The organism is Acinetobacter sp. Lyrl_1, assembly GCF_051948795.1.
In the GTDB taxonomy this organism is placed as follows: Bacteria; Pseudomonadota; Gammaproteobacteria; order Pseudomonadales; family Moraxellaceae; genus Acinetobacter; species Acinetobacter towneri.
On sequence record NZ_JAYJLK010000013.1, the window covers coordinates 1 to 19,217 of the forward strand.

Sequence of the window (19,217 nt, forward strand, 5' to 3'; positions counted from 1 at the left end):
CCAAATGACTTTTATGCAGATGAAAGAGAAGATCTGCCGCATCAAGAACGGGAAATGTTCTAATGCAAGTACAATATTTATTAGATACAAATATTTGTATTTACATTATTAAATACCAACCTGAAATTGTGCGTCAGTATTTTGAAAAACATCTTCCGCATCGAAATATATTAATTTCTGTCATTACGTTGGGAGAATTACGTTTTGGTGCAGAAAAAAGTCAACATAAAGAAAAGGCTTTAAAAGTCATAGATGAATTAACATCAATGATTCAAGTGGTTGAATTGGATGAAAATGTTGTACACCATTATGCAGAAATACGCCAGAACTTTGCATCTAAGGGGCAGATCATTGGCGAAAATGACTTATGGTTAGCAGCACATGCACGTGCAAATCATTGGGTCATGGTCACCAATAACGAAAAAGAATTTACTCGTGTCGATGGATTAAAAGTCGAAAACTGGGTATCTAATCCTTTGTAATTGAGTTAGATTTTTTATAAAAATCATCCTTCGCCCAACTGCCCTCATCACCCGTCAAAATGGACAATAGACAATCATCACAGAATAGATATACTGGATTGACCATTTCTAAACCACACGGAGAACAAAGATGGTAACTGCAGGTGATAAACCAGGAACAGGCTTCTATTTTTGTGTCCAATGCGGGCATCGCGTTTACTTAGAAATTGGTACAGACCGTCTACCACCGTGTACCAAATGCCATGGCACCGAATATAACAACAAGGTTGCCTAAGCTACACGACTTAAAACAGCTGATCCTGTTTTTAATCTAAAGCCCTATCACCCGATGGGGCTTTTTGCTATTTTACCTAAAGAAAACCCAAGGCAATGAGGTACAACATGGAAACAATACTCGGTTTATGTGTCGGCATTGGGCTAAGTGCTGCCAGTGGTTTTCGGGTTTTCGTACCTTTATTGGTTATGAGTGTTGCCGCGCTCATGGGTTGGTTTGAACCCTTAAAAGGTTTTGAATGGTTGGCGATGCCTGCTGTTTGTCTGGCTTTGACCGTGGCAACAATCAGTGAAATTGCTGCGTATTATGTACCGTGGGTTGATAACTTACTCGATACCGTTGCAACGCCTGCCGCCATGATTGCAGGTACACTCACCACAATGGCTGTAAGCAGTGGCGAAATGTCGCAATTTGCCAGTTGGGCTTCTGCCATTATTGTCGGTGGTGGAACAGCAGGTGTGGTGCAAATGAGTACAGTTGCGGCACGTGGTGTATCAACCGCAACCACAGGCGGTGTTGCAAATCCTGTGATTTCTACAGGAGAGTGGATTGGGGCTGCCGTACTTTCAGTGTTGTCCTTCATTGTGCCTGTATTGGTGGTTTTTGTGGTGCTCCTGACTTTAATTTGGGCAATTCGCTGGATTCGAGGCAAAAAGAAAGTTGTTGAATCCTCAACATAGGTTTTTGGGTCAGTTTGAAAATATTTTAAAAACAAGCATGGTAATAAATTTGATATTTGAGCTTTATTTGATGATTTAAGTGCATAAAAAATGTCTATTTGGAAAATTTTTTAAAATATGACTTAAAAAGTGATAAAAATTTTAAAAATTAATCAAAATAAAATCATTTCGGGGAAACAATCCCATCCTCAAATCACTACTATATATCTCAAGGGTGTGATGGGGATCGAAAAGAGTAGATTGCTACCAGTTGCGTACAACGTGCGTGTAGTACTTACCCAAAAGGTCTCGATTCGGCTTAGGACGCTATAAACCAGAAGTTTATAGGCTATAAGATCATGGCTTATCCAGCATGATAGTTGAAGTAAACCACAGTTGTTTTCCCTAACACCCTAAAGAATATTGTTAAAAATATAAAAACTAAAACAAGATCAAGTAAATAAAATCCAGATAAAATAAAAACTTAAATGAATTTTAAACCATCTTTCTGCTACAAAACTCCCATCAAATTTTTCATTCAAATCTGTTAATTTGCAATGATCATCTACATCTAATTAGGTGTGATATGAGTGTTGATTACGATTTTTGGTGTCGTTTATTACTGACCTGCGCACTCATTAACTATGCCATTTTAATGCTGTGGTTTGTGGTGGTGATTTTCGCGCATGACTGGCTGCGACAGTTACATGGCAGATGGTTCAAATTGTCAGATGCAAGTTTTGATGCCATTCATTATGGCGGCATGGCAGTCTATAAAATTGGGGTATTGCTATTGAATATTGCGCCACTCATTGCGCTGTATATGATGCGACCTTAATTTAAAACTCTATAAACAAGCATCGAAAAGCATAGAAACAACCGCTTTAGACAGTACATTAAAAACACACGGTCATTGAAATAGAGGCGAAAAGCCCGCAATTTGAGGAGTTGGCAAACATGAATCAATTTAAACCTGCATTGATTTTAGGCGGTCTAATTTGTTTGGGAATGGTGCTCGCAGGTTGGATATTGGGCAATAGCGCACTCAAAATTAAACAATATGAGCGTGTGGTTTCAGTCAAAGGTTTGTCTGAACGTGAAGTAAAAGCCAATGTCGCGGTGTGGCCAATTCGTTTTAGTAGCGCCAGTCAAGACTTGGCCGCGCTGTACGACACCATGCAAAGCCAAACATCCCAGATTCAAAACTTTTTAAAAAATGAAGGTTTTAGTCCTGAAGAAATCACCATTGCTGCTCCTGTAATTACCGATAAATACGCCCAGCAATATGGTGGCGATGGCAATGTTGCTTTGCGTTATACCGCACATCAAACCATTACGGTCTATACCAAAAATATTGATAAAGTGCGCAGCGCACAAAGCCGTTTGGTCGATTTAGGCAAAAATGGAATTGCCTTTGGTGGTGAAGATTACGGGCAACGTACCGAATATTTATATACACAACTAAATGACATTAAACCTGCCATGATTGAGCAAGCCACACAAAATGCCCGCAGTGTTGCAGAAAAATTTGCCGCAGATTCTGACAGTCGTCTAGGTAAAATTAAATCAGCCAATCAGGGTGTATTTAGTATTGAAGATCGTGACAGCAACACGCCATATTTGAAAAAAGTACGTGTGGTGTCTACGGTGGAATACTATTTAGCAGACTAAGTTTCGCAGACTAAGTTTCGCAGACTAAGTTTGACAGATTAAGCTTGGCAGACTCAGCCAATTCAAAATCTAAATCTTTACACTAAAAAGTACATCGCCCGACTGAATTGACAGTTCGGGCTGTGCTTGATATTTTGCCCGCACCGCTTTGTATGCTGTATGTTCATGGCTTTAAACGACAACTTTATTTATGCACCTCCACAAGATCCCTTAGTAATTGTCTATGAAGATGACGATTTATTGGTGATTGATAAGCCCGCAGGTTTATTGTCGGTGCCTGGGCGTTTGCCCGAACATCAGGACAGCGCATATTTAAGAGTACTCGCAGATTATCCTCAGGCAAAAATTGCCCATCGTTTAGATATGGCCACCTCAGGTATTCTCATGTTTGCCAAGCATCGTGATGCAGAAGTCGCATTGAGTAAAATGTTTCAGGCGCGAACAGTAGAAAAAAACTACATTGCTTTAATTCAAGGCAAACTTGAAGGTGAGGGCAGTGTCGATGTGCCTTTAATTACCGATTGGGAAAACCGTCCACGCCAAATTGTGCATTTCGATTTAGGCAAGCCTGCGCAAACGCTGTATCAGGCTTTGGAATATTGTGCGGTTGAAGATATTACCCGTGTATTGCTCACCCCGATTACAGGGCGCTCACATCAGTTACGAGTACACATGCAATATATTGGACATCCCATTACAGGCGATAAGTTATATCATCCTGAACCGAAAAAAAGCACTTTAGGTCGGATGGCGCTGCATGCTAGTTATTTGGCTTTTACGCAACCGTTAAGCCAAATTCCTGTTGCAATTCGGGCACAGCTTCCTTTTTAGAGATTTTTGGATTCAATTTTTCTAACAGGCGCATATTTTTCAATTTTTTTGTGAAAATACTCAAAAATTGGGATAGTCTTCGTGCCGCTAACTCGCTAACGTATCCTTAGAGCTGTCGTTATTCATTTGCCTTGGCATAAATAAAGGATGTGAATAACTCGCTGTTTTAAAACTTTGTGTTTTTGAGTGTGGTGGGCTGTCAAAGCGGGTTAGAAAGCGTCTTTAAAAACTGAAGATGGTTTTTCAAAATATGGCAGACCAATGCGGGTGGGAGAAGTTATATGCTGTATATATTGGGTGCAATCATTATTGTTTTGGTGGTGATTATTTTTTGGCAATCTCAGCGTCGCCGTGAGTTGTCTGCCAGCATTCAATCTTTACAAAGCAATTTAGACCGCACTCGCTCCAATTTAGCGTCCGATGAGTTAGAAAGTAATGAATTAGAGCATCAGCTCACCATGCTACGCATCGAAATAGGCAGTTTAAAAGATCGTTTAGAAACCTTGCAGCACTATCAACATATTTTAGACGTTGAGCAATATGTATTAGAACGTCGTCAACAAGTAGAAATGTTTGTAGAAATGATTAAATCCGAAGCGGAAAATACGCGGGAGCAGTGCAAGCAACAAGTTGAAAAAGTCCGAGATTTTTTAGCCGAGCATGAGCAAAAAACCAAAGCCAAAACGCTTAAAACAGCACAAGATCAATTGGGTGCTTTTTATAACTTGGTTGAAGAACGTCAGCAACTCGAACAGATTATGACCGCGCTGTATCATAAAATTGAACATCATACGCCTGCTTTTCAGTTGCCTGCACAGCAGCTATTGGATGATCTGATTGAAGGTTATGGCTATAGTGATGCAGCACAACACCTGCAGCAAGTACGACACAAGATTCAAGATGCGGTCAAAAATCAAGAAGTTGCGCATTGTGCTTTTGTCGATGAGCAACGCCGTCTAGCGGCAGTGACTTTGCTGGCTCAAGCATTTAATAGTAAAGCAGATTTATATTTGGCGCAGCTGACTGAACATAATCTGGCTGAATCGCTTCAAGCTTTGCAGGATGATTTTACTTTGCTGAATCATTATGCGGCTGCATTTGGACACGCAAAAATTCTAGACTCTTACTTAACACTTCGACAAGAAGAATTAAAGTTTGCTGCTTTACTGTTGGCATTTAAACAGGAAAGCATCTTGTCAGATGCCACAAATTAAACTGGCTGCAAATGCTTAAAGCAATTGTAGTGTCATGTAAAAGCAAGCTTTTGGGTGTTTCAGACTAAAGTCAGTGTATAACGAAATGAAAATTGAGTCCTTCGGGCAAATTTGTGCTATGTTGAATTCACTATTTTGTCACTTGCCAGATATATATTGGCTAAAAAGATAACAAGGATATTCGCATGACACGTGACTATGAACAATTCCCTGATGATGATAATGGCAATGTACTTTGGCAAATGCATGAAGATGGGGATGACCTGACAGAGCCACATGAGATTGAGTACTCCATCGCTTTTACCACACAAGAACAAGCTGAAAAATGTGCTTTGTATTTGTTGGCCGAAGAACAAAAAATTTCATTATTCCAAGATGAAGAATCTGACGCAGTTGAATGGATCATTACCATTTATGTTTACATGGAACCAGAGTATTCAGACATTGTCGATTTAGAGCAATGGTTCAGCAAAATTGCTGAAGAACATGGCGGTGAATACGATGGCTGGGGCTGTATGGCTTACGTCTACGATGATGAAGACGAAGACGATTACGAAGATTAAATCGGGTATCTGAAAAGCATGTGTTGATCACATGCTTTTTTATTTGTGATACATAATCTGCTGCCTAAAACTTTGGCGCTGATGACGTCATCATAAAAGATGCAGAGGTGCAAATATGGATATTGCAATGAAACGCGCTTATCTTGAAGCGACTCAGGCAGATGGAACACGGGTGCTGGTTGATCGCTTATGGCCGCGTGGTGTGAGTAAAGAACGCGCTCGTATTGACTTATGGCCCAAAGAAATTACGCCTTCGACTGGGCTGCGTAAATGGTATCATCAAAACCCTGAACAACATTGGGATGAGTTTCAGCAGCGTTATATAGCTGAATTAGCAGAGCAAGAAGAGGCTTTACAGGCGTTGTGTGAACTGGCACAGCAGCAAAAAATCACTCTGGTCACAGCAGCTAAAGATGAGCAGCACAATCATGTAGTGGTATTAAAACGGGTGATGCTGCAACGCTTAGCACAGTCCAATTAAAGAGTTTTATTTGATTATCCTTGTGCTTTATAAGGATTTTAAGTTTATGAAAATTCAGTAAAAAATGCTATAATATAGTTTTTGAGGTTTTTTATGTCTTTGCCAAATTGCCCAAAATGCCAATCAGAATACACTTACCAAGATGGCGACCTACTGATTTGTCCTGAATGCTCACATGAGTGGAAAGAAGGGGAACAGCTAGAAGAAACTGCTGCTGTGATTAAAGATGCAAACGGCAACGTGTTGGCAGATGGCGACACGGTGACTGTGATTAAAGACCTGAAAATTAAAGGTTCTTCGGCTGCTGTAAAAGTGGGAACGAAAGTGAAAAATATTCGCTTAATTCCAGATGCAGCAGATGGTCATGACATTGATTGTAAGATTGATGGCATGGGGGCTATGAAATTAAAATCTGAATATGTGAAAAAAGCTTAAGTTTAAGCAGATTTCAACAGCGCAGGCGACTTGAGTTGCCTGCGCTTTTTTATGGAGTTTATAAAAGTATTTTAGTATTCAAATTGAGCAACAATAACTTTAAGAGTGTACAAAATTAATACTGTTTTCTTGTGCCTAAGTCCTTTATATTTTAAGTGAAAAGAATAATTTTTAGGCAGTTTAAAGCCTAGCATCATTCAACAACACACTTCACCACTCATAAGAAAACTGGGGGCAAGTATATCAGGATGGTTTGAGATTTCACAAGCAAGCAATGGTCAGTATCGCTTTGTACTTAAAGCAGGGAATGGCGAAATTATCTTAACCAGTGAACAGTATAAGGCGAAAGCATCGGCAAAAAATGGCATCGCTTCGGTACAAAAGAACAGTCAGGATGATGGGCGTTATGATCGACTGACATCTAAGAATGATAAGCCGTATTTTAATTTAAAAGCTGCCAACCATCAGATTATTGGTACGAGTCAGCTCTATACTTCTGAACAATCGCGTGACAAAGGAATTGAGTCAGTGAAAACCAATGGCGCAAGCACCACGGTCAAGGATTTAACGCAGGAATCGTAATTTTTTACATTAAATCTTGATGTTCAATTGCATTAGGAAAGCATGCTGCGGCGTGCTTTTTTATTGAGCTAAATAGGCAAGGCGTTAAATTTCGCTTTGATTGAGCCATTGAATTATAGATGACCATTTCAGGAGTTGTGAAGATCATGAATTTCAGATGCAATCTAAAAATATTGCTAGCGATCAGTGGTTTGTTGGGTAGTGTTAATATTTTTGCAGTACCAATCACTACTGAAAAAACGATTGCTTCAAGCCAGCTGACTGCTTTGCAAGGACTGTATTTTCAGCATCAAGATTGGGAGTTGGCCTGTGATAATACAGGAACTTGCCGTGCTGCAGGCTACCAAGCCGATGATGATTTTGAACAACCGATCAGTATGTTATTGACCCGTCAAGCAGGTGCAAAGACTGCTGTACAAGGACAATTGCAAATTCAAGAGGATATTGCTCAAGCCACTTTATTTTTAAATGAACGCGCTTTGCAGCAATTAAACTTTCATGAAAGTATCGCCAATTTATCTGCTGCCAGTGTGCAAAAGCTGTTGGCACAGGCGCGTCAGCATGCAGTGATCGAGTTGAAACATGGTCAACAACGCTGGAAATTGTCTGATGCAGGCATGAGTGCAGTGTTGCTAAAAATGGATGAATTTCAAAAACGTGTGGGTACAGACTCCGCAATATTGGCAAAAGGCAATCAAGCATCCACGCAGGTCTTAAAAGCGCAAGCGATGCCTAAAATTAACATTCTCATGCAGCCTCAACACCGAACCGCCAAAGCACAGGTGCTTACCGCGGCCAGTGCAGAAAAGTTATATCCAATTTTACAAAAAACCGTAGATCGTGAAGATTGTTATATGCTGTTTGAACCTGAACAAGCAGAACAGCAGATTCATACTTATCCCTTAAATCAAGATAGCGTGTTGGTTGAGGCAAGCTGTTGGCGAGGGGCTTATAATTGGGGTGTGGCTTATTGGATTATGGATAAAAAACTGCAAAAGATACAGCAATTTGTAACTGATTCTGCTTCAGAATTTAGCAATGGACAGATTTTTGCCTATCAAAAAGGGCGTGGAATTGGCGATTGTTTCAGTCAAATTGAGTGGGCGTGGAATGGTCAGCAGTTTGTCAAAAGCTATCAATTCGATGCAAGACAATGCAAAGGTTTTGCAGGCAGTGCATGGGAAATGCCAAGCTTTGTCAGCAAGGTTGAATAGCCGATATTCACTAGGGGCTTTTGACATTTCATAAATGGCTTGCGCTGTAGGCTAAAACTGAGCAGATTAGGCATGAAACGCAAGTAATAGCGAGACTATTGCTAAGTTTCATAGCACAATCTGAGAAAGTTTTAGCCACAGCCTTTCAGGGCGAGCATATTTTTTGCTGCTATTGCGTTATGTGCCAGTCATTTAGAATGACTAAATTTCCTGTCCCATGCCTTATATCAGCTAAAAAATATGCATCGCCGCAAACATAGACGAATTGTCAGCAGACCCTAATAAAAGCTGAAATTTTTTAGATGAAGCTTGAGTTTGATGGATTCAATGTTTAAGTCGTGTGCGCGACTAATTTTTCAATGATTTCATCCAGCTTTTTCAGACGCTTGATTTCATCCCACAAAGCTTTGGCTTCGGGATAATGTTTCGACATCATGCCGAGCCATTGTTTATAACGTCCCAGCATCCCAATTTCTGTTTTGGCAGGGCCGTGAATAAAGCGAATTTGTAGTTGCAGCAAATCTTGCCAACTCAGCAAAGGCAGGTCTGAATTTTGACGAATACATTGGGTCAAATCTGGGGTGGTGACCGCACCACGACCAATCATCAAATCTTCACAGCCCGATTCTAACTGGCATTGTTTGGCATCGGCATTGTTCCAAATTTCACCATTGGCGATGACGTTAATCTTCAAGGCTTCACGAATAGGACGTAGCTGATCCCAAAATGCGGGAGGCGTATAGCCATCGGCTTTGGTACGTGCATGTACTGTAACCCATGCTGCGCCTGCATCTTCAATGGCGTGCGCATTTTCTAGCATGAAGTTCCGATCCATATAGCCTAGACGCATTTTGGCGGAAACTGGAATATGAGCAGGAACGGCATCGCGAACCGCTTTAACCAGTTCATATACTACTTCGGGTTCATCGAGTAAAACTGAACCGCCACGATGCCGATTGACTGTTTTGGCAGGGCAGCCAAAGTTCATATCAATTGCAGGTGCACCCATAGCCGCAACTTTGGCTGCATTGGCGGCTAACATTTCAGGATTATTCCCCAAAAACTGAACATGCACAGGCGTACCTGCCGCAGTTTTGCCATTGGTGAGTAGTTCTGGGCAATAGGTGTGGTAGATATGGTCTGGCAAAATGCTGTCTGTGACCCGAATAAACTCTGTTACACACCAGTCAAAACTGCCTACAGACGTGATTACATCACGCATGATGGGGTCGGTTAAGCCTTCCATGGGTGCAAGAATCAGTTTCACAAGATGCTGCCAGTTCAAACAAAAGTGGAGTTATACGTTTTTTTCTGTGGGTTGTCTAGGAAAAGGGTTTTGAATTGAAGTGGTTGTAGCTAAGGTTCTGGTATTTAAGCTGTTTTATTTGACACAGTGATCTGTATCTCAAGTTTTATCTAGTCCATGCAGTTGATGTGCATCCTAGACCAGATCTTTTAATTGAGTTCTTACATCGTTAGAAATCATTTAAATGATTGGCTTAATTTAAACAGCCCATTCCCCCTCGACTATGCTATTAAATAATTGATCATCCTACACTTTGAATGAGCAAAATAAAAACACCTTACTTACTCAAAATCATTTCCAACACAAATTTAGAACCAATAAAACCGAGCGCCAATAAAAAGAAGCCAATAATGGTAAAGCGAATCGCTTTTTGTCCACGCCAGCCAAACTTATAACGCCCAAGTAACAACGACCCATAGACAAACCAAGAAATAATACTAAAGGCAGTTTTATGTGCTAAATGCTGTGCAAAGAAATGTTCTACCGTAAAGAAACCAAAACCTAGTGCGACTGTGAGTAAGGCAAAACCTGCAATCAACATATCAAACAGCAAAGATTCCATATCTTGCAAAGACGGCAGCAAATTTACCCAAACCCGACGTTTTTGTTTGTTTTTCAGTTCGCGGTTTTGAAACCACATGAGCACGGCATGAATGGTCGCCATCAACAATACGGCATAAGCAGACAGCGATAAAATAATATGAATATCTAAACCAATCGAGTTTTGGTTAATAAATAAATTATGTTGGCTGAATGAAAAACCTGCAATTAAACCCACTGCTGCTACAGGAATACCAATCAGGTTCAGCGCAATTACAGGTCGGTAACTGCTGAACAGCAAGCTCAATAACAACATTAAACCCGCAGTAAATGACATTAGGTTAAACACGTTGTAGTTGACACCCATCGGCGTCCACATATCGTTATACAACACGGCAGCATGCAGCAATAAGCCCAAACTGAGCAGAGAACGAATAAACCAGTGATTTGGCGCACGTTTAGACATTAAATGTGAAAATAAATACCAAAAAGAACTGGTATAAGCGATTAATGCTAAAATCGTATAAACCAAGGGGAGACTGATCATGTCAAACCTTTTTCAGGATGATGAATATTCATTTATATAAATTCGATGCGAACTACAGTATCCTATAGCATCTTGTGCATAAATTTTCTATTTTAAAGAAACATTTTTTTGCTAATGGCTATTTTAAGCGGAATTTGCAATGTTTGATACCTTAACAGAACGACTCACGCAGAGTTTAAGAAATGTTACTGGCTCAGGGCAGCTAACCGAAGACAATATTAAAGATACGTTACGTGAAGTACGTATGGCACTTCTTGAAGCCGATGTGGCGTTACCTGTAACTCGTGAATTCATCGCGAAAGTTAAGGAAGAGGCATTGGGTCAGGAAGTGATGACTCAGTTATCCCCTGGTCAGGCGTTCGTCAAAATTGTCTATGACGAACTCACAAAAATGATGGGCGAGGCCAATGAAAGCCTTGACCTTGCTGCCAAGCCACCAGTTGTGGTGTTATTGGCAGGTTTGCAGGGTGCGGGTAAAACCACCACTGCAGCAAAATTGGCACGTTTCTTACAAGAACGTCAAAAGAAAAAAGTGGCGATGGTGTCTGCCGACGTTTACCGTCCTGCGGCAATTAAACAGCTACAAACGGTTGCAGGCGAAGTTGGCGCAATTTTCTTTGACTCAAATGCCAATGAAAACCCTGTCGATATTGCCAACCGTGCCATCGAACAGGCAAAAATTCAGTTTGCTGATGTGTTAATTGTCGATACTGCAGGTCGTTTGCACGTCGATGATGACATGATGGATGAAATCAAGGCATTACATTCAGCGATTAAACCGACTGAAACCTTGTTCGTGGTCGATGCCATGACGGGTCAGGATGCGGCAAATACAGCCAAAGCCTTTAATGATGCCTTGCCATTAACAGGTGTAATCCTTACTAAAACTGATGGTGATGCGCGCGGTGGTGCAGCACTTTCAGTTCGTGCGATTACGGGTAAACCAATTAAATTCTTGGGGATGGGTGAAAAACTCGATGCCCTAGAGCCATTCCACCCAGAACGTGTTGCACAACGTATTTTGGGCATGGGTGACGTGCTGTCTTTGGTCGAAGAAGTTGAACGTAAAATCGACAAAGAAAAAGCCGAAAAAATGGCGAAAAAACTGCAAAAAGGCGGCAGCTTCAACTTTGAAGATATGCTGATGCAGTTTGAACAAATGAATAAAATGGGCGGCATGATGGGCTTCTTAGACAAGTTGCCTGGCATGAGCAACTCAGGTATTCAAGATGCAATTGCGCAAGCCAATCCTGAAAAGCAAGTGAAAAAGATGGAAGCGATTATCCAGTCGATGACCATCAAAGAGCGTCGTAACCCAGACCTGATGAATCCAAGCCGTAAAAAACGTATTGCTGCGGGTTGTGGTATGGATGTGTCAGAAGTGAATAAGTTGATCAAGCAACATGCACAAATGGCAAAAATGATGAAAAAATTTGCCAATCCATCGGGCATGGCAAAAATGATGCGTTCACTGGGCGGTTTACAAAAGCAATTCAGTGGCGGCGGTATGGGACCATTGTTTGGTGGCAACGACCCAACCAAGAAATAATTGTTAAAAACATCTTAGAATCAAAGTGTTAAAAAAGCAGGCGCATAAAAATGCGCCTGCTTTTTTGTTGTTCTTTATTCGTAGATGACAGCTACACCGAAAGATTTATCAGCGTAGATGGAGCAATGTTTGGTTTTTAGTGCACTTCATGGGTTGCATATTGAATATAACGCTGCAAACCTTTGAGCAATAAATCTTGCTCGACTTGCGGTTGATATTGCTGCAAGAATTTGGCAAACAGCGGTGCATCGCCACCCGTTAAAATCAGTTTACGTGGTGACTGTCGAATTACATGCTCAATGGTGCTGAGCAAGCCGAGTAAAATACCATGATGAACAGCATCAATGGTGCTGCGTCCTGGGGTGAGTTCATCAAATGCAGCATCGGGAATTTTAATGCCTTTGGTGTTTTGAATCAGTGCATCACGTTGCAAATATAAGTTCGGTAAAATATAGCCGCCTAAATGCGTCAGTCCATCCGCCAAATCAATAGTCAGCGCCGTACCACAACTAATGACACAATAATTTTCTTGTGGGTCATTTGCCACGGCAAGCACTTGCAGCCAGCGATCTATCCCCAGTTGTTGAATATCATATTCACAATGCAAACCTGCATAATCTGCATGCACTTTGGCATAAATCACAGGCACATTCAGGGTTTTTAAAATCAAGTGAATGCGTTGATTATTCTTCTGATCTTGTACCGATGACACGCCTACTTTATGCACATTCAGACTTTTAAAGTGTTGAATCAAACCCAGCAACAAATCGGCAGGAGATTGCAAATGCAATTCTGCTTCATGTTCGATGATGCGGTCTTGTTCTGTGACCCAATATTTCAGGCGGGTGTTACCAATATCTAGCCATAAATTTTTCATGAAGATGACTCGGCATGATCGATAGGGCGTAAACGTCCCTGATAAAAAACTTCAAGCCCTTGTGCCGTTTCAATTTGCACTGCGCCATCATCCTGAATGCCTAAAAAAGTACCCTGACAAGTACCTTTAAAATGTTCAAATTCAACTTGTTGTTGCATAAATGCGGCATGATGATTGAAGCGAGATGCCAAATTATAGCAATCGTGATTAAACCAGTCGCAGGCTTGTTGAATGGCAAGATAAAGCTCTGCGATCAGGCGCACACGATCAATAGATACCAAACCCAGTTCGGTTAAAGATGTGGTTTTTTGATCAATAACTGCTGAGCTGACAGGTGCAAGATTAAGCCCAACCCCAACAATGACTTGCTGTGCAGAAATTGGCTCAATTAAGATGCCGCCCCATTTGCCTTGCGGGCTGTATAAGTCATTTGGCCATTTTACTTGTAGATTCAGCGCCTGTAGACTCGGCATTTGCAAGATATTTAACGCAATTTCTAAAGCCAAACGCCCATTTACAGGTGTTCGTAAATTTAGCAATGTGCTTAAATAGATGTTCCCTTCGGGTGATACCCATTGCCGTTGACGTTGTCCTCGACCATGCGTTTGTCTGGTACTGCATACCAAGACACTCTGCACACCTTTTTGTGCAATTTCCCGTACATCATCATTGGTGGAAGTGGTAATCGGCTTCAGGATGAGTACTTCTGGAAGCTGTCCTGCTTCTGTGAGTTGTTGTTGCAGTTGTCGGGTTTCTACATCCATACGAATTTACAAATAGTGGAATATATTTATGGAGTTAATCATATATTTATTGATTGGTGCAATTGCTGGATTTGCAGCAGGGCTGTTTGGCGTGGGCGGCGGCTTAATTATTGTGCCAATTTTATATATTGTGTTCACTCAACTCAATTATGACCCATCGGTGTTAATGCACATGGCGGTGGGGACATCATTGGCAACCATTATTGTAACTTCGATCAGCTCAGTTACGGCACACCATAAAAAAGGTGCGGTGATGTGGCCTGTATTTCGTAATCTTGCGCCTGGTTTAATTGTGGGTGCATTTGTTGGTGCAGGTATTGCCGATTTCCTTTCGGGGCAAGGCTTACAATTATTAATTGGCGGTTTTGCACTGTGGGTGGCTTTTAAGATGTTTAGAGGCGCAAATATTGCGGTTGATCCTTCACATCATTTGCCTTCAACTGCAAAGCAAGTCATGGCGGGCGGTGGGATTGGCATTGCCTCTGCAATTTTTGGGATTGGCGGTGGCAGTTTAACAGTGCCGTACTTAAACCGTTACGGCGTGGTCATGCAAAAAGCGGTAGCAACCTCAGCCGCTTGTGGTTTGCCAATTGCGGTGGCGGGCGCATTAGGCTTTATGTGGTTTGGTAAGCAAGCCGAAGTTGCAGTACCCAATACCATTGGTTATATCCACATTTATGCATTTATAGGCATTAGTGTGATGAGCTTTATTACTGCCAAAGTTGGTGCGAAAGTGGCACATTTGTTATCGCCAGCGATGTTGAAAAAATGTTTTGCCTGCTTGCTGACCACCGTTGGCTGTTATTTTGTATATCAGGGTATGCGAGTATTTTTCTAAGTTGAGTCGCTATTTTCTTTGTTTTAAGCCATGTAAAATTGGCTCTAGCGCCATGAAATTGTCGGACAATGTCATGGCGTTGTGATCTGTTTCGCAGTAAAAAGAAAGATGCTTGTATCGGAGCTATGCTTGCAGTCGAAGGATGATCCTGAGATGTCTTAAATGAGAGTAGCTCCGAATTTTCATCACTGCATCTTATAAAAACAAGATAGGAACAGTATGCAACAACAAGAATCAGAAAGTTTATCGGAACAAATTGCCCGACACATCGCAGAACAGATTATTAGCGGTGATTTGGTTGAAGGTGAGCGTATTCAGGAATTGCGCATCGCCAAAGAACTGGACGTGAGTCGTGGTTCGGTACGTGAAGCGCTGTTGTTATTGCAACGTACTCATCTGATTGAAATTTTTCCACGTCGTGGTGCAATTGTGTCGGAAATGTCGGCACAGCAAGTCCGAGCTTTGTTTGACAGCAGCAGTTTGTTATTGGGTTATATTGTGCAGCGTATTGCGGACACGTGGCGAATGCATGAAGCCGAAGCCTTACAACAACTTTTGCTGCAACTGGCAGAGCAATGTCGCTTGGGCAATACTGAAAAGTTTTATGATTTAATTTTTCAATATCTGGCACGGCAGCCTGATATGGTGGGAAATTTATATTTAATGAAGTTCTATCAAGAGTTATTGCCATCGTTAAGACGCAGTTACTTTTTGACCTTAAATACTTCGCGTCGGGAGTTACAAGAATCTTTTGAATTATTTAAACTGGTGAGTGATGCAATTTTAAGCAGAAAATCACAACAAGCCACTTTATTTATGGAAGATTTTTGCCGACACTTGCGCAACTTGGTGTTGGAATCTCTGACCCGTATGAAACAGATCGAGCTTGCATGGGCAAGACGTTCACGCCGTTAATTGGGACATTATGCGTTTAAGCAGTTTAAAACTTTCTGGCTTCAAATCTTTTGCCGACAGTACGACCTTACATTTTAAAGCCAACCGTACCGCTGTGGTGGGGCCGAATGGTTGTGGTAAATCCAATGTGATTGACGCCATTCGTTGGGTGATGGGCGAATCTAGTGCGCGCCAGTTGCGTGGCGGCAGTATGCAGGATGTAATTTTCACAGGAACTGCCAAACGCAAACCTGTAGGTGTAGCCAGTGTTGAACTGCGTTTTGACAATACCTATGGCAAATTGGGCGGTGCTTATAACGCCTATAATGAACTGTCGGTACGTCGGCAGGTCAACCGTGATGGTAAGTCTGAATATTTTTTAAATGGAACCAAGTGTCGTCGTCGTGACATCACCGATATTTTTCTGGGTACAGGTTTAGGCCCGCGTTCTTATGCAATTATTGAACAGGGCATGATTAATCGTTTGGTTGATGCTAAACCTGAAGAAATGCGGGTGTTTATTGAAGAAGCGGCAGGCGTGTCACGTTATCAGGCGCGTCGTCGTGAAACCATGCTGCATTTGGATCACACCACGCAGAACTTGGCGCGTTTGGAAGATATTGCTTCAGAACTAAAATCGCAATTAAAAACCTTAAAACGTCAGTCAGAAACAGCAATTCAATACAAAGCGCTTGAGAGCGAAATTCGCACCATTAAAGTCGAAGTGTTGTCTTTTCAGTGTGAACAAAGTGCACGTTTACAGCAAGAATATACCCTGAGTATGAATGAGTTAGGGGAAAGTTTTAAATTGGTGCGCTCTGAGCTGACTACTTTGGAACATGACTTAACTGCGACCAGTGAGTTGTTTCAGCGTTTGATTCAGCAATCGACACCGCTACAGCAAGAATGGCAACAGGCAGAAAAGAAACTGGCTGAACTGAAAATGACTTTGGAACAAAAACAAAGTTTGTTTCAGCAAAATACCGCGACTTTATCGCAGCTTGAACAGCAAAAAGCACAAACCAAAGAGCGTTTGCAGTTGATTGAATTGCAGCTAGAGAGTTTGGTCGATCAGCAAGAAAACCAACAGGCAAATCTACAGCAGCAAGATCATTTGGCGCAGCAGCAGAGCCAGCAATTTCAGGATTTAAAAGCACAGCAACAAACCCAAGCTGCACAATATGCCCAAGTCAAAGCGCAAGTAGAACAGCAACAACAAAAGCATGTGCACATGCAGGCGCAAAGTGAGCAGTTAGCCAAAAATATCAGCCGTATTGAACAGCAAAAACAAACCCTGACACAGCAGTTTGCACAAATTCAGCCGCAAGATCAGCAAGAGGGAATGCAACAACTGCAAGACGAAAAGACCCGCTTGCAGGCTGAAATGCTAACACTAGAACAGAATATTCAAGACAGCACTCAGCAACTCGCCACGTTGCAGACCAACTATAATGAGCACAAAGCACAGTGTGCGACCTTAAAATCTGAGATTCAGATTTTGCAGTCAGAACAGAAAAACCTCAATCAATTGCTCATTAAGCAAAGTCCAAAAGCCCAAACCGATGTGGTGCAGTTGATGCAAGTATTACAACTTGCAGATGTGGCGAAACCACATGCCAATTTAATTGAAAAGTTCTTGGCTAAATGGTTATCTGCGCAGGTGGTAGAAGCAGATATTGAATTTCAGGACAGCCGCGCACGTCAGCTAAAAATTCATTTGGCTGTAGATTCAAAAACATCAAAAATACAGCTTTCGGGGTGTGAGTCGCTCAGTGACTGGATTGCTTCACCGCAAAGTAGCTTGTGGCAAAGTGTCGCAATTACAGAAAGTTTATCGCAGGCTTTGGCATTGCAAGTGCAATTACAAGCAGGGCAGTCTATCCTTAGTTTAGATGGTTATCATGTGGGAGCAGACTGGGTAATCGGGCTGTTTTATGATGAAGCGGCACAGGCAGGGCAAGGGGCATTAAGCCATCGGATTCGCTTGGATGAAATTGAACAGGCGTTGGCGTTGCAACTGCCACAATATGAGCAAGCAGAACAGCAACTGCCTGAATTGCAGCAACAGGTAAAACAGTTGCAGCAGCAATTGCAGCAACAACAGCAACAGCTCAAACAGCAACAGCAAGCCTTGCAAACGCTAGATGTGCAAATGGCGAAAGCCGAAAGTGCGGCACAGGCTTTTGCAGTACAGCAACAGCAATTACAGCATCAATTGGCACAATTAGATGAGCAGCTTGAAGAAGATGCCATGCAAAAAGATGATCTGGAAATTGATTTGCATGCTTTGGCTTTTAAACTTGAGCAAGCCTTACCGCAGTATAAAATCTTGCAATTTCAGGTCGAGCAGCTGAATGAGCAGCTGGATAGTTCACAGCAACAGTTTCAGCAGCAGCAACAAGAAGTGGATCTGTTACGTCGTCAAGCGGTACAAACTCAGCAGCAAATTGAACTGTTAGAAAAAGATGCCACTTTCTTAAAAGCACAATATCAACAAATTGTGGCGCAAATGGAACAAGCCAAAAAGTTTGTCGATCCTGTTCAGTTGGAATTGCCTGACTTGGAAACTCAGTTTTCAGAGCAGCAGCAGCAGACTGAAAAGCTGCAAAAAACTTGGCAGGAATGGCAAGTGGAATTGAACAGTGTGCAGTCCAAGCAGCAGCAACTGACCGAACAGCGGCAGCAGCAACAGCAGCAAGATGAACAATTACGTGCCAAACTCGAAGAAAAGCGCTTGGCATGGCAATCGGCAAAGTCGGACTATCAGCATTATTCTGAACAGTTAAAAGATTTAAACAGCGAGATCATCACAGGTTTACAGATTGATGTCGCTGCGCATCAACAAAAACTGGCGAAAGCACAGCAACAGTTTGATAAATTGGGTGCGGTCAATTTGGCGGCTTCGGAAGAATATGAAGAAGTATCTGCCCGTTTTGCAGAATTAAGCCATCAAATTGAAGACTTGGAAAATACTGTTTCTCAGTTGCAGGCGGCAATGAAAAGTATTGATCAGGAAACTCGTAAACTGTTTATGAACACTTTTGATCAGGTGAATACCGAATTGCAGGAGCTGTTTCCTAAAGTCTTTAATGGCGGTGAAGCGAGTCTGAGCTTGGAAGATGACTGGCAATCTGGGGTGAAATTGATGGCGCGTCCACCGGGTAAGCGCAACAGTTCTTTGGCCTTACTTTCAGGGGGTGAAAAAGCACTGACAGCTTTGGCTTTGGTTTTTGCAATCTTCCGTTTAAACCCAGCGCCATTTTGCGTACTCGATGAAGTTGATGCACCGTTAGATGATGCTAACGTGGGGCGCTTTTGTAATTTAGTAAAAGAACTTTCTGAACAAGTGCAATTCATTTACATTACACATAATAAACTTGCTATGACGATGGCAACCGACCTCTTAGGTGTTACCATGCCTGAACCGGGAACCTCAAAATTAGTAACCGTAAATTTAGAAGAAGCCGCAGAATACGGCCTAGTCGCGGAGGCATAA

20 protein-coding genes are annotated in these 19,217 nt (G+C 41.9%); 16 read left to right on the forward strand and 4 right to left on the reverse strand.

From position 1 onward, the window contains the following. Window positions 1–62 precede the first annotated feature (62 nt). From vapC to VF675_RS06205, 12 genes are all read left to right on the forward strand, one after another. Window positions 63–482, forward strand: a complete 420-nt coding sequence (vapC, locus tag VF675_RS06150) for a type II toxin-antitoxin system tRNA(fMet)-specific endonuclease VapC (protein ID WP_440204945.1) — start codon at window positions 63–65, stop codon at window positions 480–482. A 130-nt stretch (window positions 483–612) separates the two neighbouring features. Continuing rightward, window positions 613–756, forward strand: coding sequence for a zinc ribbon-containing protein (locus VF675_RS06155; protein WP_096901556.1), 144 nt, complete (start codon window positions 613–615; stop codon window positions 754–756). A gap of 107 nt (window positions 757–863) precedes the next feature. Further along, complete coding sequence (locus VF675_RS06160; RefSeq protein ID WP_096901555.1) at window positions 864–1,436, forward strand: DUF4126 domain-containing protein; 573 nt, start codon at window positions 864–866, stop codon at window positions 1,434–1,436. Between the two features lie 565 nt (window positions 1,437–2,001). After that, the gene (locus VF675_RS06165) at window positions 2,002–2,253 is read left to right on the forward strand and encodes a DUF6868 family protein (protein WP_004972400.1); all 252 of its coding nucleotides are present in this window, start codon (window positions 2,002–2,004) and stop codon (window positions 2,251–2,253) included. 119 nt (window positions 2,254–2,372) lie between these two features. Further along, window positions 2,373–3,086, forward strand: a complete 714-nt coding sequence (locus VF675_RS06170; RefSeq protein ID WP_440204946.1) for an SIMPL domain-containing protein — start codon at window positions 2,373–2,375, stop codon at window positions 3,084–3,086. Window positions 3,087–3,251: 165 nt separating this feature from the next. Then, window positions 3,252–3,917 carry an RluA family pseudouridine synthase gene (locus VF675_RS06175; RefSeq protein ID WP_104853295.1) on the forward strand — a complete coding sequence of 222 codons (666 nt, stop codon included), beginning with the start codon at window positions 3,252–3,254 and terminating at the stop codon, window positions 3,915–3,917. Between the two features lie 281 nt (window positions 3,918–4,198). Then, window positions 4,199–5,131: a DUF4041 domain-containing protein gene (locus VF675_RS06180; protein WP_416652842.1), complete on the forward strand. Its 933-nt coding sequence runs from the start codon at window positions 4,199–4,201 to the stop codon at window positions 5,129–5,131. A 185-nt stretch (window positions 5,132–5,316) separates the two neighbouring features. Further along, window positions 5,317–5,694 carry a ribonuclease E inhibitor RraB gene (locus tag VF675_RS06185; RefSeq protein WP_004972392.1) on the forward strand — a complete coding sequence of 126 codons (378 nt, stop codon included), beginning with the start codon at window positions 5,317–5,319 and terminating at the stop codon, window positions 5,692–5,694. A gap of 115 nt (window positions 5,695–5,809) precedes the next feature. Further along, window positions 5,810–6,175: a DUF488 domain-containing protein gene (locus VF675_RS06190; RefSeq protein WP_004972391.1), complete on the forward strand. Its 366-nt coding sequence runs from the start codon at window positions 5,810–5,812 to the stop codon at window positions 6,173–6,175. A gap of 93 nt (window positions 6,176–6,268) precedes the next feature. Next, window positions 6,269–6,610, forward strand: coding sequence for a zinc ribbon domain-containing protein YjdM (locus VF675_RS06195; RefSeq protein WP_004972388.1), 342 nt, complete (start codon window positions 6,269–6,271; stop codon window positions 6,608–6,610). A gap of 240 nt (window positions 6,611–6,850) precedes the next feature. Then, window positions 6,851–7,192 (forward strand): YegP family protein, encoded by a 342-nt coding sequence (locus VF675_RS06200; RefSeq protein ID WP_004972386.1) that lies wholly within the window; start codon window positions 6,851–6,853, stop codon window positions 7,190–7,192. A 146-nt stretch (window positions 7,193–7,338) separates the two neighbouring features. Next, on the forward strand, window positions 7,339–8,406 hold the full coding sequence (locus VF675_RS06205) for a DUF1176 domain-containing protein (RefSeq protein WP_440204947.1): 1,068 nt from the start codon (window positions 7,339–7,341) through the stop codon (window positions 8,404–8,406). Window positions 8,407–8,737: 331 nt separating this feature from the next. On the opposite strand, the gene VF675_RS06210 is transcribed toward VF675_RS06205, so the two are convergent. Next, entirely contained in the window at window positions 8,738–9,673 is a 936-nt protein-coding gene (locus VF675_RS06210; protein ID WP_026438289.1) for a tRNA dihydrouridine synthase, read from the reverse strand. Between the two features lie 316 nt (window positions 9,674–9,989). Further along, window positions 9,990–10,799 (reverse strand): cytochrome C assembly family protein, encoded by an 810-nt coding sequence (locus tag VF675_RS06215; RefSeq protein WP_004972376.1) that lies wholly within the window; start codon window positions 10,797–10,799, stop codon window positions 9,990–9,992. Between the two features lie 139 nt (window positions 10,800–10,938). Here VF675_RS06215 and ffh point away from each other — a divergent pair, with 139 nt between their 5' ends. After that, window positions 10,939–12,348: a signal recognition particle protein gene (gene ffh / locus VF675_RS06220; RefSeq protein ID WP_096902093.1), complete on the forward strand. Its 1,410-nt coding sequence runs from the start codon at window positions 10,939–10,941 to the stop codon at window positions 12,346–12,348. A gap of 136 nt (window positions 12,349–12,484) precedes the next feature. Here ffh and VF675_RS06225 read toward each other — a convergent pair whose 3' ends face one another. Both VF675_RS06225 and VF675_RS06230 read right to left on the reverse strand, forming a co-directional pair. Next, window positions 12,485–13,225 (reverse strand): type III pantothenate kinase, encoded by a 741-nt coding sequence (locus VF675_RS06225; protein ID WP_004972372.1) that lies wholly within the window; start codon window positions 13,223–13,225, stop codon window positions 12,485–12,487. After that, entirely contained in the window at window positions 13,222–13,989 is a 768-nt protein-coding gene (locus VF675_RS06230; RefSeq protein WP_004972369.1) for a biotin--[acetyl-CoA-carboxylase] ligase, read from the reverse strand. The genes VF675_RS06225 and VF675_RS06230 overlap by 4 nt, the downstream gene beginning before the upstream one ends. A 28-nt stretch (window positions 13,990–14,017) precedes the next feature. Between VF675_RS06230 and VF675_RS06235 the strand changes: the two genes are divergently transcribed. From VF675_RS06235 to smc, 3 genes are all read left to right on the forward strand, one after another. Further along, window positions 14,018–14,827: a sulfite exporter TauE/SafE family protein gene (locus tag VF675_RS06235; RefSeq protein ID WP_004972366.1), complete on the forward strand. Its 810-nt coding sequence runs from the start codon at window positions 14,018–14,020 to the stop codon at window positions 14,825–14,827. 219 nt (window positions 14,828–15,046) lie between these two features. Continuing rightward, complete coding sequence (locus VF675_RS06240; protein WP_004972365.1) at window positions 15,047–15,742, forward strand: GntR family transcriptional regulator; 696 nt, start codon at window positions 15,047–15,049, stop codon at window positions 15,740–15,742. A gap of 10 nt (window positions 15,743–15,752) precedes the next feature. Continuing rightward, window positions 15,753–19,217: a chromosome segregation protein SMC gene (smc, locus tag VF675_RS06245; RefSeq protein WP_179996296.1), complete on the forward strand. Its 3,465-nt coding sequence runs from the start codon at window positions 15,753–15,755 to the stop codon at window positions 19,215–19,217.

Bases quoted from the DNA above. Each gene is read 5' to 3' on its own strand.
- vapC (WP_440204945.1), top strand. From the start codon at position 63: ATGCAAGTACAATATTTATTAGATACAAATATTTGTATTTACATTATT.
- VF675_RS06155 (WP_096901556.1), top strand. From the start codon at position 613: ATGGTAACTGCAGGTGATAAACCAGGAACAGGCTTCTATTTTTGTGTC.
- VF675_RS06160 (WP_096901555.1), top strand. From the start codon at position 864: ATGGAAACAATACTCGGTTTATGTGTCGGCATTGGGCTAAGTGCTGCC.
- VF675_RS06165 (WP_004972400.1), top strand. From the start codon at position 2,002: ATGAGTGTTGATTACGATTTTTGGTGTCGTTTATTACTGACCTGCGCA.
- VF675_RS06170 (WP_440204946.1), top strand. From the start codon at position 2,373: ATGAATCAATTTAAACCTGCATTGATTTTAGGCGGTCTAATTTGTTTG.
- VF675_RS06175 (WP_104853295.1), top strand. From the start codon at position 3,252: ATGGCTTTAAACGACAACTTTATTTATGCACCTCCACAAGATCCCTTA.
- VF675_RS06180 (WP_416652842.1), top strand. From the start codon at position 4,199: ATGCTGTATATATTGGGTGCAATCATTATTGTTTTGGTGGTGATTATT.
- VF675_RS06185 (WP_004972392.1), top strand. From the start codon at position 5,317: ATGACACGTGACTATGAACAATTCCCTGATGATGATAATGGCAATGTA.
- VF675_RS06190 (WP_004972391.1), top strand. From the start codon at position 5,810: ATGGATATTGCAATGAAACGCGCTTATCTTGAAGCGACTCAGGCAGAT.
- VF675_RS06195 (WP_004972388.1), top strand. From the start codon at position 6,269: ATGTCTTTGCCAAATTGCCCAAAATGCCAATCAGAATACACTTACCAA.
- VF675_RS06205 (WP_440204947.1), top strand. From the start codon at position 7,339: ATGAATTTCAGATGCAATCTAAAAATATTGCTAGCGATCAGTGGTTTG.
- VF675_RS06215 (WP_004972376.1), bottom strand. From the start codon at position 10,799: ATGATCAGTCTCCCCTTGGTTTATACGATTTTAGCATTAATCGCTTAT.
- ffh (WP_096902093.1), top strand. From the start codon at position 10,939: ATGTTTGATACCTTAACAGAACGACTCACGCAGAGTTTAAGAAATGTT.
- VF675_RS06225 (WP_004972372.1), bottom strand. From the start codon at position 13,225: ATGAAAAATTTATGGCTAGATATTGGTAACACCCGCCTGAAATATTGG.
- VF675_RS06230 (WP_004972369.1), bottom strand. From the start codon at position 13,989: ATGGATGTAGAAACCCGACAACTGCAACAACAACTCACAGAAGCAGGA.
- VF675_RS06235 (WP_004972366.1), top strand. From the start codon at position 14,018: ATGGAGTTAATCATATATTTATTGATTGGTGCAATTGCTGGATTTGCA.
- VF675_RS06240 (WP_004972365.1), top strand. From the start codon at position 15,047: ATGCAACAACAAGAATCAGAAAGTTTATCGGAACAAATTGCCCGACAC.
- smc (WP_179996296.1), top strand. From the start codon at position 15,753: ATGCGTTTAAGCAGTTTAAAACTTTCTGGCTTCAAATCTTTTGCCGAC.